This window comes from Roseovarius sp. MMSF_3298, from assembly GCF_030733705.1.
GTDB classification, from domain to species: Bacteria; Pseudomonadota; Alphaproteobacteria; order Rhodobacterales; family Rhodobacteraceae; genus Roseovarius; species Roseovarius confluentis.
The window spans coordinates 201,783-214,517 of the sequence record NZ_JASHIN010000001.1; the positions used below are offsets into that span (position 1 = coordinate 201,783).

Annotated in this window: 14 protein-coding genes; 8 read left to right on the forward strand and 6 right to left on the reverse strand. The window is 64.1% G+C overall.

The annotated features are described in order from the left end of the window. Nucleotides 1-49: 49 nt before the first annotated feature. Genes RBB18_RS01010 through dusB form a run of 3 tightly spaced genes read right to left on the reverse strand, consistent with a single transcriptional unit; the run spans nucleotide 50 to nucleotide 3,483 of the window. Nucleotides 50-1,414, reverse strand: a complete 1,365-nt coding sequence (locus RBB18_RS01010) for a response regulator (protein WP_306110502.1) — start codon at nucleotides 1,412-1,414, stop codon at nucleotides 50-52. Then, entirely contained in the window at nucleotides 1,415-2,494 is a 1,080-nt protein-coding gene (locus RBB18_RS01015; RefSeq protein WP_103761198.1) for a nitrogen regulation protein NR(II), read from the reverse strand. Beyond that, the gene (gene dusB / locus RBB18_RS01020) at nucleotides 2,491-3,483 is read right to left on the reverse strand and encodes a tRNA dihydrouridine synthase DusB (RefSeq protein ID WP_274591838.1); all 993 of its coding nucleotides are present in this window, start codon (nucleotides 3,481-3,483) and stop codon (nucleotides 2,491-2,493) included. Before dusB ends, RBB18_RS01015 begins: the two co-directional genes overlap by 4 nt. Nucleotides 3,484-3,650: 167 nt before the next feature. Between dusB and RBB18_RS01025 the strand changes: the two genes are divergently transcribed. The 4 genes from RBB18_RS01025 to RBB18_RS01040 are packed head-to-tail and all read left to right on the forward strand — an operon-like array spanning nucleotide 3,651 to nucleotide 6,230. Beyond that, on the forward strand, nucleotides 3,651-4,784 hold the full coding sequence (locus tag RBB18_RS01025; protein ID WP_306110503.1) for a bifunctional 2-C-methyl-D-erythritol 4-phosphate cytidylyltransferase/2-C-methyl-D-erythritol 2,4-cyclodiphosphate synthase: 1,134 nt from the start codon (nucleotides 3,651-3,653) through the stop codon (nucleotides 4,782-4,784). After that, on the forward strand, nucleotides 4,781-5,278 hold the full coding sequence (locus RBB18_RS01030; protein ID WP_103761195.1) for a phosphatidylglycerophosphatase A: 498 nt from the start codon (nucleotides 4,781-4,783) through the stop codon (nucleotides 5,276-5,278). Before RBB18_RS01025 ends, RBB18_RS01030 begins: the two co-directional genes overlap by 4 nt. Next, a complete protein-coding gene (locus tag RBB18_RS01035) occupies nucleotides 5,275-5,742 on the forward strand; it encodes a CinA family protein (protein ID WP_306110504.1) in 468 nt (155 codons plus the stop codon). The genes RBB18_RS01030 and RBB18_RS01035 overlap by 4 nt, the downstream gene beginning before the upstream one ends. Before the next feature lie 56 nt (nucleotides 5,743-5,798). Beyond that, nucleotides 5,799-6,230, forward strand: coding sequence for a GFA family protein (locus tag RBB18_RS01040; protein WP_306110505.1), 432 nt, complete (start codon nucleotides 5,799-5,801; stop codon nucleotides 6,228-6,230). Nucleotides 6,231-6,240: 10 nt separating this feature from the next. Here the strand turns inward: RBB18_RS01040 and RBB18_RS01045 are convergent, their stop codons facing one another. Together RBB18_RS01045 and RBB18_RS01050 are read right to left on the reverse strand one after the other, a co-directional pair. After that, a complete protein-coding gene (locus tag RBB18_RS01045; RefSeq protein WP_306110506.1) occupies nucleotides 6,241-7,539 on the reverse strand; it encodes an MmgE/PrpD family protein in 1,299 nt (432 codons plus the stop codon). Further along, the gene (locus tag RBB18_RS01050) at nucleotides 7,526-7,981 is read right to left on the reverse strand and encodes a type II toxin-antitoxin system RatA family toxin (RefSeq protein ID WP_103761191.1); all 456 of its coding nucleotides are present in this window, start codon (nucleotides 7,979-7,981) and stop codon (nucleotides 7,526-7,528) included. Before RBB18_RS01050 ends, RBB18_RS01045 begins: the two co-directional genes overlap by 14 nt. Nucleotides 7,982-8,132: 151 nt before the next feature. Here RBB18_RS01050 and RBB18_RS01055 point away from each other — a divergent pair, with 151 nt between their 5' ends. Then, on the forward strand, nucleotides 8,133-8,288 hold the full coding sequence (locus RBB18_RS01055; protein WP_371931566.1) for a hypothetical protein: 156 nt from the start codon (nucleotides 8,133-8,135) through the stop codon (nucleotides 8,286-8,288). Nucleotides 8,289-8,446: 158 nt separating this feature from the next. Here RBB18_RS01055 and RBB18_RS01060 read toward each other — a convergent pair whose 3' ends face one another. Beyond that, nucleotides 8,447-9,637, reverse strand: a complete 1,191-nt coding sequence (locus RBB18_RS01060; RefSeq protein ID WP_306110507.1) for a hypothetical protein — start codon at nucleotides 9,635-9,637, stop codon at nucleotides 8,447-8,449. Between the two features lie 226 nt (nucleotides 9,638-9,863). Here RBB18_RS01060 and RBB18_RS01065 point away from each other — a divergent pair, with 226 nt between their 5' ends. Genes RBB18_RS01065 through RBB18_RS01075 form a run of 3 tightly spaced genes read left to right on the forward strand, consistent with a single transcriptional unit; the run spans nucleotide 9,864 to nucleotide 12,675 of the window. Continuing rightward, entirely contained in the window at nucleotides 9,864-10,526 is a 663-nt protein-coding gene (locus RBB18_RS01065) for an RraA family protein (RefSeq protein WP_170067088.1), read from the forward strand. A 35-nt stretch (nucleotides 10,527-10,561) separates the two neighbouring features. Then, nucleotides 10,562-11,632 carry a hypothetical protein gene (locus tag RBB18_RS01070; protein ID WP_146049939.1) on the forward strand — a complete coding sequence of 357 codons (1,071 nt, stop codon included), beginning with the start codon at nucleotides 10,562-10,564 and terminating at the stop codon, nucleotides 11,630-11,632. Then, on the forward strand, nucleotides 11,629-12,675 hold the full coding sequence (locus RBB18_RS01075) for an Ldh family oxidoreductase (RefSeq protein ID WP_306110508.1): 1,047 nt from the start codon (nucleotides 11,629-11,631) through the stop codon (nucleotides 12,673-12,675). Before RBB18_RS01070 ends, RBB18_RS01075 begins: the two co-directional genes overlap by 4 nt. The last annotated feature ends 60 nt before the right edge of the window (nucleotides 12,676-12,735 follow it).

A 12,735-nucleotide genomic window follows, 5' to 3' on the forward strand; every position in this document is an offset into this window, starting at 1 on the left:
GGCTTGGAACCTGGCAGAGCTTCCGAAGGGCCACAGTGATGTTGCAGTTTTACATCAACTTGCGGCGCCGTGTCACGCGAATATCAAGGTCGGTGATTTTCTTGCGCAATGTATTGCGGTTAATGCCCAGAAGGTCGGCACATTTGGCCTGGTTCCCGCCCGTCGCATCGAGCGCGATCTCGATCAGGGGCATCTCCATTTCCTTGAGGATTCGCCCATAGAGGCCCGGTGGCGGCAGGGTGTTGCCGTGCAGGTCGAAGTAGCGGCGCAGGTGGCGCGAGATCGAGGTCGAAAGGGTCTCACCGCCGCCGCCACCGACCACGGGCGCGGCCTCGGGCTGGTTGCCCAGCACCGCCTCGACCTCGGAGCGGGTGATCTCGGCCGACCGCGCGGTCAGGCCAAGACGCTGCACCGCGTTTTCGAGCTGCCTCACGTTGCCCGGCCAGCTGTAGGCGCGCATCAGCTCCATCGCATCCTCGGACAACGTGCGGGGCGGTTGGCCCTCGCGCTCGGCCTTCAGCAGGAAGTGCTGGGCCAGAAGCGGGATGTCGTCGACGCGGGCGCGCAGGGACGGCACCTCGACCACGGCCCCAGACAGGCGGTAATAGAGATCCTCGCGCAGCTTGCCCTCTTCCAGTCGGTCGGCCAGACGCCCAAGGGACGTGGCCATGAAGCGCGGCACGTGATCGCCGGGCGCATCCATCATCCGCACGACGCGGGCCTGCGCATCGGTGCTGAGGTCCCCCACCCCGTCCAGCACGATGGTGCCGCCCTTGGCGCGGGCCATGACCCGCGCGGGCCCTTCCAGATCGGCCAGGTCGCTGGGTGTGACGGTGACGAAGGGCAGCGTGCGCCGGTCGGAAAAATCGTGGATCGCGCGGGCGATGAGCGTCTTGCCGGTGCCGGATTCGCCGGTGATCAGCACCGGCAGGTCGGTATTCATCAGCCGCGCGACGACGCGGTAAAGCCCCTGCATCGCCGCGGTGCGCCCGACCAGCGGCAACTCGTCCGGGCGGTCCTCGGACTTCGCCTCGGCCGGGGTGCGAGTGGTCCGGGCGTCGAGCGCGCGGGCGGTGCGCTTCATCAGGTCGGGCAGGTCGAACGGCTTGGGCAGATAGTCGAAGGCCGAGGCCTCTTCGGCCTGGATGGCGGTCATGATGGTGTTCTGGGCCGAGATCACGATCACCGGCATGCCGGGGCGGTCCTGGTTGATCTTGGGCAGCATTTCCAGCCCATTGCCGTCGGGCATCATGACGTCGGTGATCACCGCGTCGCCCTTGCCCTCGCCCACCCAACGCATCAGCGTGGTCAGGGACGAGGTGGCGTGCACCCGGCACCCCGCCCGCGTCAGGGCCTGCGTCAGAACCGTGCGGATCGTGCGGTCGTCATCGGCGACCAGTACCGTGCCATCCATCTAGCTTTCCTCCATGTCCTTGCCGGCGCGCGGCAGCGATATCCTGAATACTGTGCGTCCCGGCACCGAGTTGACCGAAAGCCAGCCATCGAGGTCCGAGACAATTTTGGCTGCGAGCGCGAGGCCGAGGCCGGTGCCGTTCTCGCGGCCCGAGACAAACGGTTCGAACACGTTGCCGGCGATTTCGGGCGGCAGGCCGGGGCCGTCGTCGATCACCTCGATCTGCAGAGGCAGCGACTTGCCCGGCCCCCCGCCGTCGCGGCGGACGCGCAGGGATTGCTCGTAATAGCTGTGCAGGGTGATCGTGCCGCCCTTGTCGCCCGCGGCCTGGGCCGCGTTCTTCAGCAGGTTCTGGATCACCTGCAAGAGCTGGTCGGAATCGGCCAGCGCCAGCGGCAGCGACGGGTCGTAATCCTCGACAATGGTCATGTGCGCGGCAAAGCCCACCAGCGCCGAGCGGCGGGCGCGATCGAGCACGTCATGCAGGTTGACCGCACGCAGCTTGGGCAGGCTCACGTTGCCGAACTGCTCGACCTGTTCCAGCAGGCCGACGATGCGGCGGCTTTCCGACACGATGAGGTCGGTGAGTTCAAGGTCGTCCTGGTCGAGGTTCATCGACAGAAGCTGCGCCGCGCCGGTGATGCCGGCGAGCGGGTTCTTGATTTCATGCGCCAGCATTTCCGCCATGCCGATGGCGGACTTGGCGGCGGATTTGACCGATTGGCTTTGCGTCACGCGGCCCGCCAGTTCGCGGGGCGAGATCAGCAGGATCATGTGATCGTCCCAGCCCGAGACCGGCGCGATTTGCAGGTTGCACTGCATCGGCGCGCGGTCGCCGGTGCCCACGTCCACGTCATTGACGAAAAGCGGCGCGGATTTCTCTCGGGCGCGTTCCAGCGCCTCTTCGATGGGCGCGTCGACGGCCAGCTTGTCCCATACGGGCTGGCCGACGATCGAGCGGGCCGAGGTCATCAGGAAGCCCTCGGCGGCGGGGTTGATCTGCGCGATGCGGTCCTGCCCGTCGAGGATCAGCCCGGGCACCGGCAGCGAGGTCCAGACCATTTCGTCCAATCCGGTCATGCGGCGGTCCTTTCGGGGGCGCTCATGGCGTCTTCGAGCAGGCGGTTGACATTGGCGGGGTCGCGTTCGGTCAGGATGCGCTTGCGCAAGGCCTGGGGCGTGTCGCGCCCGTCCATGTACCAGCCCAGGTGCTTGCGGGCGACGCGGATGCCCAGATCGCTGCCATAGAAGGAAAGCATGGCGTCGTAATGATCCTGCACCAGTCGCGTCAGGTCCCCGCCCTCGGGGATCTGCGGCGCGGGCGTGCCGTGCAGCTCGTGCGCCACCTGTGCCAGCAGCCACGGGCGGCCCTGTGCGCCGCGGCCTATCATCACGCCGTCCGCGCCGGACTTCATCAGCGCGTCGCGGGCTGTGGGTGTGCCGGTGATGTCGCCATTGGCGATGACGGGGATGCTGACCGCATCTTTTACGGCGCGGATCGCGGCCCAGTCGGCATAGCCCTTGTAGAACTGGCACCGGGTGCGCCCGTGGATGGTGATCATGCGCACCCCTGCCCCTTCGGCGCGTCGCGCCAGCTCGGGCGCGTTCAGGTTGGTATCGTCCCAGCCCAGCCGGGTTTTCAGCGTCACGGGGACCGAGACCGCGCCGACCACCGCTTCGATCAGCGACAGCGCGTGGTCGAGATCCTTCATCAGCGCCGACCCGCTGGCGCCAGAGCCGCTGGCGCTGGTCACTTTCTTGGCGGGGCAGCCCATGTTGATGTCGATCACCTTGGCGCCATTGCCCTCGACCTGGCGGGCGGCCTCGGCCATCCAATGCGCCTCGCGACCCGCCAGTTGCACGGAGGTGTCCGCCGCTTCGAAACCCAATTCCGCCTTCTCGCGCACGCCGGGCTTGGACTGCACCATTTCCTGGCTGGCGACCATCTCGCTGACCACGAGCCCCGCACCGAACCGGCTGACGAGGGTGCGGAATGGCAGGTCCGTAATGCCCGCGAGCGGGGCAAGAAGGACCGGGGGATGTAGGTTTCGGGGGCCGATGTTGAGCATGGGTGCCTAACGAATGAGCATGTGGAGCTTTTATGTCCGTGCGGCGCCAAGTACAATTTATGCATGCCCAATTTGAAATCAAAAAAGTGCGAGTGATTAAAAATTAAGCAGATGCCCGCAATGACGCCCCCATTGCATGCCCCAGCCTGCTTGCGTAAGCAAAGCGTATGAGCACCGCAGCCATCATCGTCGCCGCAGGGCGTGGCACCCGCGCCGGGGGCGAACGGCCCAAGCAATGGCAGCGCGTGGCCGGCAAACGGGTGATCGACTGGACGCTGGCGGCGTTCCGCGCGGTGCCGGCGATCGAGCGGATCGTGGTGGTGGTGCATCCCGACGACATGGCCGAACTGACGGGCGAGACAGGGGTCACGTTGACCGAAGGCGCGGCCACGCGGGCGGGCTCGGTTTGCAACGGTCTGGCCGCGCTGGAGGGGACGGATGTGGCCCATGTGCTGATCCACGACGCGGCGCGGTGCTGCGTGTCCCCGGACCAGATCGCCGATGTCATCGCCGCGCTTGGCCCCGATTGCCCGGCGGCGGCCCCGGCCCTTCCGGTCAGCGATGCGCTATGGCTTGGCCAGGACGGGCTGGTGAGCCGCACGCAGGATCGCGCCGGGCTTTACCGGGCGCAGACACCGCAGGGTTTTGCCCGCGACGTGATCGTTGCCGCCCACGCCACCGCGCCCGAGGACGCCGCCGACGATGTCGCGGTGGCCCGCGCCGCGGGCATCCCCGTTCGCATCCTGCCCGGGCGCGAAAGCAACCTGAAGATCACCACGCCCGAGGATTTCGCCCGGGCCGAGACCATCCTGAGAGGCCCCATGGACATACGCACCGGAACCGGCTTTGACGTGCACCGTTTCGGCCCCGGCGACCACGTGATGCTGTGCGGCGTGGCGGTCCCGCATGACAGGGGGCTGCAGGGGCATTCTGACGCCGATGTGGGGCTGCACACGCTGGCCGACGCGATCTATGGCGCGATGGCCGAGGGCGACATAGGCCGGCACTTCCCGCCCAGCGATCCGCAGTGGAAAGGGGCGGAAAGCCATGTCTTTCTGTCCCACGCGGCGGGTCTGGCCGCCGAAAAGGGGTTTCGCATCACCAATGTGGATTTGACCCTCATCTGCGAGACGCCCAAGATCGGGCCGCATGCCGCGGCGATGCAGGCGCGGGTGTCCGAGATCATGGGACTGGAGGTGGAGCGCGTGTCGGTCAAGGCCACAACATCCGAGCGGCTGGGCTTTACCGGTCGCGGCGAAGGCATCGCGGCACAGGCCGTGGCGACGCTGGTGCGGCCATGAGGGCGGCGCAGCTGATCGCGACTTTCGGCGGCGTGGGCTACCTGCGCCCGGCACCGGGGACCTGGGGCTCGCTGGCAGCCCTGCCTGTGGCGGCTCTGTTGCATGTGCTTGGCGGGCCGGTACTGTTGGGCTTGGGCGTGGTCGCCTCATTTGCCTTAGGGTGGTGGGCGACTGCACTGGAAACAAAGGGAAAAGACGATCACGACCCGAGCGAGATCGTTATTGATGAGGTCGCCGGGCAATGGCTGGCCTTCCTGCCCGTGTCGATCGGGGCCACCCATGCAGGCGCGGCGCTGACCGCATTGTGGCCGGGTTTCGTGACGGCCTTCCTGCTGTTCCGCCTCTTCGACATATGGAAACCCGGCCCGGTGGGCTGGGCTGACCGGCAGGGCGGGCCATTGGGCGTGATGCTGGATGACGTGATCGCGGGGCTTTTCGCCGCGCTGGGGGTCATGCTCTTCGCGTGGCTATCGCACGGGGTGCTGGGGCTGTGAGCGCCGAGGCCGTGCTGAACGCCGCCAAGGCGGCGGGGCTGATGGTCGCCACGGCAGAATCCTGCACCGGCGGCATGGTGGCCGCCGCGCTGACCGATATCGCGGGCTCCTCGGCGGTGGTCGAGCGGGGGTTCGTGACCTATTCCAACACCGCCAAGCAGCAGATGCTGGGCGTTCGGGCCGACACGCTGGAGGCGCATGGCGCGGTCTCGGAGGAGATCGCGCGGGAGATGGCCGAAGGCGCGCTGGACCATTCCGAGGCGGATGTGGCGGTGTCGATCACCGGCATTGCCGGCCCCGGCGGGTCCGAGCACAAGCCCGAGGGACGGGTCTGTTTCGGGCTGGCCCGCGTGGGCCGGGTGACACAGGTGGAAACGGTAGAGTTCGGTGCCCTGGGCCGCGCCGAGGTACGGGCACAGGCGCGCGATCATGCGCTGGACCTGCTCTTGCAGGGGATCGGCTAGACGCCCTGCCCTGCGGACATGGATGGTACGGCGCCGTCAGCGAAGGACGACACGACATGACGACACGCGGCCATTGCCATTGCGGTGCAACGCGCTGGGCATTCGAGGGACCGCCCAACTGGGCCTGCTATTGCCATTGCGACGACTGCCGCCGCAATTGCGGGGCGCCGGTGGTGGCGTGGCTGGGCGTGCCGGTGGCGGCGTTCCGCTGGACCGGCACGGCGCCCGCGACCCGCGAGAGCTCGCCCGGCGCTTACCGGCATTTCTGCGCCGCCTGCGGCACGCCCATGGCGTTCGAGGCGGATCACTACCCGGGCGACATGCATGTCTATGCCGCGTCGCTGGAGAATCCGGGCGCTGTGCAACCGGCATTTCACGTGCATTACCGCAGCCGCCTGCCGTGGCTGATGATCGACGACGACCTGCCTAAGTATGACGGCAGCGTGGTCGACCTGCCGAAGGACGCGGTCATTTTCTCCATGGACTGACCGGCGAGGTCTAACGGACCAGCAGCGCCGCGAATTCCTCCGGCGGGGCGTCGGCCTCGATCGCCTGCCAGATCGCGTCGGCCCGGCCTTCGCCCAGCAGCGTGGCCGCCTTGGCGCGCACGCGGTTCTGGCGCGCGGCCAGGCCCGGATCGGCGTCGAGGTCGTGAAAGAGCTCCTGCACGCTGCCGTCCTTCAGCGTCACGCGCAGACGGGCCTGCATCTCGGTCAGGCTGTCGTCGCTCTGCACGCTGACCCGTTCGCGCAGCGCGGCAAGGCCGGCGTCGGCGCACAGCGCGTCGTCGAAGGTGTCCAGCCGCGCGGTGTCGTACCCGGTCAGCGCCATGGCGGTGACCATCCGGTAGCTGAATTTCGACTGAAGCCCGCTTTCGGGCGTGGCGATGTTGCAGACGCTCAGCCAGCGGGGATGGGTGGTGATTTCCACGCTCTCGACCGCGTCGGCGCCTGCGTCGAGGTCGCGCAACGCCTCGAGCGTGGCGTGCAGGCCATGGCAGCAGGCGTGGAACTTGTGCTGCACGCTCTCGAACAGCCACTCTTGGCCCAGCGTATCGAACGCCGCGCCCTGCCCTTCGCCATGATGCGTCGGTCCGAAACCGTTCTGCCCGTCCATCGCGCCCGGCGCGCTGACAAATCCGCGCGCGGCCAGCTGCGCGGCCTCGACACCGTTGGAGGCGGCAAGGCCCGCGTTCATCGGTTTGCCCATGGTGCCGAACTGCGCCTTGATGCCCGAGGCGCGGGTGGTGACGAGGCCGATGGCGTGCTGCATCTGTCCCTTTGTCAGCCCCATGAGCCTCCCGGCGGCCAAGGTCGCGCCAAAGGCCCCGGCGGTGGCGGTCTGGTGATAGCCCACCTGGTAATGCGCCCGGCCCAGCCAGACACCCACGCGGATCGAGGCCTCGACGCCGATCAGCGCGGCCTCCTGCATCGCGGGGCCGGAGGCGCCCACCGCCTCGCCCACGGCCAGGGCGGCGGGGATCACGGCGACGGACGGGTGACCGATATGGGCAAAATGCGTGTCGTCATAGTCGAGCGCGTGCGAGATCGTCCCGTTGACCAGCGCCGCCATGCGGGCCGGTATGCGCAACTCGCTGCCGATGAGGGTGGCCTGGGGGGTGCCGCCTTCGTCCGCAGCCTGTTCGCGCAGGACCGTAGCCACGGGTTCGTCCCGCCCGGCCACGCTCACGGCGGCCCAGTCGAGCAGCGACAGGCGCAGGATCTCCATCGCGTTTTGCGCCGTGACTGCGCCGAGCGCGAAGCCGGCCAGCCGTTCGCCGATCTCAACCCCGTCCATAAAGCTTTTCCGCCCGTGTCTCGAAGGCGCGCACGATGCGTTTCATCGCCTCGTAGAAAAACAGCTCCGCCGCGCCCTGCAACAACCTGTTCTTGAACTTGAAATCCACGTCGAACCCGACTTCGCACTGGCCCTCGCCAATATCACGGAACTCCCAGTTGGAGCGCATGTGGTGGAACGGGCCATCGAGGTATTCCGTCTCGATCCGCTTCTGTTCCGGCCACAGGACGACCCGGCTGCTGAACCGTTCGCGGAAGACGCGAAAGCTGATGACCAGGTCGGCCTCCATCACCTTGCTGCCGTCGTCCTGCGGCGTGATGCTGTTCACGCGCGCGGCGGCGGTCCAGGGCAGGAATTCCGGGTAAGAGCCGACATCGGCGACAAGATCGTACATCTGCTGCGCGGTATACGGCAGCGTCCGGGTTTCGGCGTGGGAAGGCATGCGGGCAGATCGGTCCGTAGGGTTGTGGCGGTATGGGACTGTGTCGTAAACTGGCCCGCGAAATGCAAGGGGGGCCGGGTATGCCGCGCGAAAAAGTCATGGGTTTCGGAACGGGACCGGCCCGTCAATGAATCCCAGATGGCTGTTTCGCATGTCCCGCTGGGCGCAGAACCCGCCAAGCGCGGGGCGGGTCAAGTTCGTCTTCGCGATCATCGGGATCTGTTTGCTGATCTTCGGGATCGAGTATTTCGTCGGGCTGCCCGACTGGATGGCGGTCGATCCCAAAAGCGGCCGCTATCGCCCGTGATCCCGCGCGGGACCGCCCAAGATTCTTCGTACGAAGAATCTTGGGCCCAGAAAATTCGTACGACTTTTCATGGCGTCGCGCGGAGCGTATTGACCGTTTCGAGCCAGGCTCAGATTGTCAGGTTGAGAGCAGCATCCCATACTGTCGACTGCGAGCGGTCATCCGTCCGAACGCGAGAGCTTTCTGGCCATCACCCGACCTGAAACGTATCTCAGGCGTGCCAGTTCGGGCCGCGGGTCATTCACACTCCACATTGGATAGATCTTCCGGCCGGACCTGACGCTCGCAAGCCACTCCCGCACGCTGAGTTCACCACGCCGGTAGAGCTCGATCGAGGCAAACATATCGCGCAACGGGTTCCACAGCCTGATGTCTTCGCTGGACTGGGACATCTCAAACCTTTCCTGGCCGGTCAGGTGCGCATAGATGAATTCATCAATCTTCATGCCCGATGCCGTCACCAGGGCATGGCCGCCAGTGAAACGTGGATTGCATTCGATGACCTTGAGCTGACCGTCCCGCTCGTCCCTTTTGAATTCTATGTTGGCGGTGCCCCGCCATGGCATGTATCCGAAAAATCTCCGCCCCATCTCTGCGGTTTCGGGCAGTATCACGGACTTATGGTGGCAGGTGCCCCCACGGTTGATCGGATAGCGCCTGATGACGCATTTCGTGTAATCGAACAACCTTTCGCCGTGCTGGTCGATATAGGTGTAGTAACTGCTCAGCAACGAGTCGGGACCCGGTATCATCTCGACCAGCATGACGTTCAGTCCGTGCGACTGAGCCAGCGTGATCTTGTGCCGCGCTTCTTCGAAATCGCTGTTGATGATGAACAATTTGCACCCGAACACTTTGGTGAACAGATGCGAATGGATCGGCTTCACCATAACCGGGAAAGTGATCTCGTCCCGAATTGCATCAAGGTCTTCGACACTGTTGACGGTCCAGAAATTCGGTGTCGGCACCCCAGCAGCCCTGGCTATTTCCAGCGTTTCCTTCTTGTCCAGCATGGCCAAGCGAAGCTCTGGATCGAAATCCTCCAAGATGTATCGCTCCTCCAACCAGTCCTTGTTCTGGCAGACAAACGTGATTGAATCGTCGCAAAGCGGAAAGATGACAGATCCTTCCAATTCGCTATCGGATCGCAGGAGGTCATTCCAGAAGCTCGACGCGTCAACACCCTTGGGCACCGGATAGCGCTTGTCGCAATAACGCGAATTCAACACCCATGCACCGTGCTCGCCGGACGCGGAAACGTGAATACCGAGGGCCGATAGGTTCCGCGCGACAGAAACGCCGTTCTCGCCACCACCAAGTAAAAGCACACCAGCTTTGGGTAAGGTCAATCAAGGTCTCCTCGCTAAATCGTAAACAATTTATTTTTGTCATTTTGATTGCTTTATTCGCAATAGTATTGAACCGTAGTGACTGTGTCACGGATCGGCACGATAGTAGACTACATACAATATGTTATTGAGAGTTTGGTGAAAATTGAAAAAAGATTGTTTCGAAACCAGCGACGGTGCCGTTGCAAAGCCGAAGTCGTCCGAGATGAATCCGGGTCCCGGTTTCATGGTCAGGAAATCATTCGCGCGTGTTGACGAGGACGTCATAGATGGCTTCCGTGAATTCGAGACGACGGATGTCTCCGACGCCTTGAACCGGATGTACACGACGGGCAGTGACATTCAGAACCTGGCCAATCACAAGAGCCTTGTCGGCACGGTCGTCACCGTGAAGGTCTTTCCCGGCGACAACCTGATGGTCCACAAGGCACTCGATCTTGCCAAGCCCGGAGATGTCATCGCCGTCGATGCCAGCCAAAGCAAAACAGCCGCGGTTGTGGGCGACCTGATCGCCAACAAGGCAAAATCCCGCGGGATTGCGGGTTTTGTCATAGATGGTTTCGTTCGCGACCTGCCCGGGATCGTGGAATGCGGCTTGCCGATCTATGCTATCGGGGTCACGCCTTTCGGCCCGCTTCACCGCGGCCCGGGCGAGATAAACTACCCCATCAGCCTGGGAGGCGTTGTCGTCCAAGCCGGCGACATCGTGAGCGCTGACCGCAGTGGCGTTGTCGTCGTGCCCAGTTGGGCCGCCAAGGACACGCTCGAACGGCTGAGGGAAAACCGTGACCGGATGAGTCAATACGTTGCGGACGTCAAGCGCGGCAGGTTCTCGAATGCCTGGGTTGATGATCAATTGAACGCCGAGGGTTGCCAATTCAACGAATGACGCCACCGTAGCAATCGAACAAGGCTACAAAGATCGTGCAGTACCATTTCGAGAGGCTTAGGCGCCGCCTACTAAAGTTGCGGGATCTGGACGCGGTCCTCAAGCGGCGACGGTTTCGAGGGCTGCGCGACGAATTTTATGATCGTCTTTGGGCCGAGGCCGCCCGGGATGTGAGTGCCAAGGTCGAAAAGACCGATGGGCTGACGCAAATCAAGGCCGGTTCGCTATGTACCTTCGTGCATCATTCGGACCTTATGCTGGACGATACGATTACGACACGGGTCATGGCGGACAAGGCCGTGACCTATGGACTGCTTTCAAAGCTCGGGCATCCGGTACCGGATCACTGTGTCTTCTCCATTGACGATTTGGCGAAGGCGCGTTCCTTCCTCGCGCGTCATCCCGGCGGGATCGTCGTCAAACCGGCGCGTGGAACCGGCGGCGGCAACGGCGTCAGCGTGGGCATCCGTTCCAACGAGATGTTAAGCCAGGCGGCCAGACACGCGGCCAGTTTCAATGCGAAACTTCTGGCCGAACCTATCCTCGAAGGGTCAAGTCTCCGCTTGCTTTACCTGGATGGCGTGTATCTGGATGCAGTGCTACGCGACCGCCCAACCGTCATCGGAGACGGACGCGCCACCTTGCGGCAACTTATCAGGAACGAGACGCGAAATCGGCTGATACGAAAACCAATCGTCGCGCTGAACCCTCTGAACATTGATGTGGACTGCCGCAGCTTCCTGACGCGACAGAAACTCGCGCTAAGCAGCCGTCCGAGTGCAGGGCAGCGTATAGCAGTCAAGAATGTCGTGAACGAAAACGCCGCGCGCGACAACCGCTCGGTTCGTGACGCTGTCAATTCGGAAATCATCGAAGCGGGCGGGCAGCTCGTCGCAAATCTGAACGTCCGCCTTGCCGGGCTGGACGTCATCGTGCGCGATCACACGGCCCCGATGCAGGAAAGCGGCGCCTATTTCCACGAGGTGAACATCGGACCGGGATTGCATCATCATTACCTTATCGCCAACCGTGACGAAGGCGTGCCCGTTGCGAGCCGGATCCTCGAAATCATGTTCAGCCAGAAGAAAGGCGTGATCCGGACATGACGGTCACCCCCTGCAGAATCCTCCCCGAGATGCTGTCGGAGTTCATGCGAGACGCACTGGTGCGATCCGGCGCAGACGCTAAGGAGGCCGCTTGTGTTGCGGAAAACCTGATCTGGAACGATCTCGTCGACCGCCGAAACCATGGCTGCGAGAGGCTGTCGATCCTTTGCACCAAAGTGCGGTCGGGCGCGATCCGGTCACCGTCCCGCATGCGGTTCACGAAATTGGGGTCAGGCGCCGGATCGCTGGATGCTGACGACGGGTTCGGGCAGATAGCCGGGCAGCGCGCGATGGCGCATGCAATCGATCTTGCCGGAACCGCCGGCATGGGCGGCGTCAGCGTGTCCGGAAGCAACTTTTTCGGCACCGGGGCGGCCTTTCTTGTCGAAGCGACCAAGGCCGACATGATCGCCCTGATCATGAGCAACTCTTTCGCCAAGGTGGCCGCGCATGGCGGCGTGGCGCCTGTCTTGGGCACAAACCCGATCGCCTTCGGAGCGCCCCGACGCGACGGCCGCGCCCTTCTCGTGGACATGTCGACGGCCGGGCTTGCCGGGTCGACCCTGCGCGCGCACCGCAGGCAAGGCCTGGACCTGCCCACAGGGCTCGTGATCGACAAGGCAGGCAATCAGTTGACCGACCCGGAACTCGCATTGAACGGCACGTTGCTGCCGGCTGCCGGTGCAAAAGGTTTCGGCTTGTCGCTTTGCGTAGAGATTCTTGCCGGCGTCCTGAGCGGCTCTGCGATGTCCAAACAAATCGGCTCACTATATGCAAACTCCTCGCAACCGGGAAACAACGGGCATTTCGTCCTGGCTTTCGACATCAAGCACTGGATGCCGTTGGAAGCGTATTACGATCGATTCGACGCGATGGCTTCGATGATTGCGTCCTCCAGCCCGGACGGTTCAGTTCGCCTGCCTGGCGAAGCCCGCTGGGACGCGTTGGATCGGAATTCCCGCGAGGGGATCGAGATCGAGCCTGAGACGGCCCGACACCTGGAAGAACTGGCCGCAAATCTGGGGATGCAGACACCATGGTAACGCCAGCATTGACCCGGATGGCTGCAAGGATCGGCCGGCTTCGAGATTGCACAGGGTAAT

Excerpts from the sequence above, each read along its gene's own strand:
- dusB (WP_274591838.1), bottom strand. The coding sequence starts at position 3,483 with ATGCTCAACATCGGCCCCCGAAACCTACATCCCCCGGTCCTTCTTGCC.
- RBB18_RS01030 (WP_103761195.1), top strand. The coding sequence starts at position 4,781 with ATGAGGGCGGCGCAGCTGATCGCGACTTTCGGCGGCGTGGGCTACCTG.
- RBB18_RS01075 (WP_306110508.1), top strand. The coding sequence starts at position 11,629 with ATGACGGTCACCCCCTGCAGAATCCTCCCCGAGATGCTGTCGGAGTTC.
- RBB18_RS01055 (WP_371931566.1), top strand. The coding sequence starts at position 8,133 with ATGTCCCGCTGGGCGCAGAACCCGCCAAGCGCGGGGCGGGTCAAGTTC.
- RBB18_RS01015 (WP_103761198.1), bottom strand. The coding sequence starts at position 2,494 with ATGACCGGATTGGACGAAATGGTCTGGACCTCGCTGCCGGTGCCCGGG.
- RBB18_RS01050 (WP_103761191.1), bottom strand. The coding sequence starts at position 7,981 with ATGCCTTCCCACGCCGAAACCCGGACGCTGCCGTATACCGCGCAGCAG.
- RBB18_RS01065 (WP_170067088.1), top strand. The coding sequence starts at position 9,864 with ATGGTCAGGAAATCATTCGCGCGTGTTGACGAGGACGTCATAGATGGC.
- RBB18_RS01045 (WP_306110506.1), bottom strand. The coding sequence starts at position 7,539 with ATGGACGGGGTTGAGATCGGCGAACGGCTGGCCGGCTTCGCGCTCGGC.
- RBB18_RS01025 (WP_306110503.1), top strand. The coding sequence starts at position 3,651 with ATGAGCACCGCAGCCATCATCGTCGCCGCAGGGCGTGGCACCCGCGCC.
- RBB18_RS01010 (WP_306110502.1), bottom strand. The coding sequence starts at position 1,414 with ATGGATGGCACGGTACTGGTCGCCGATGACGACCGCACGATCCGCACG.
- RBB18_RS01040 (WP_306110505.1), top strand. The coding sequence starts at position 5,799 with ATGACGACACGCGGCCATTGCCATTGCGGTGCAACGCGCTGGGCATTC.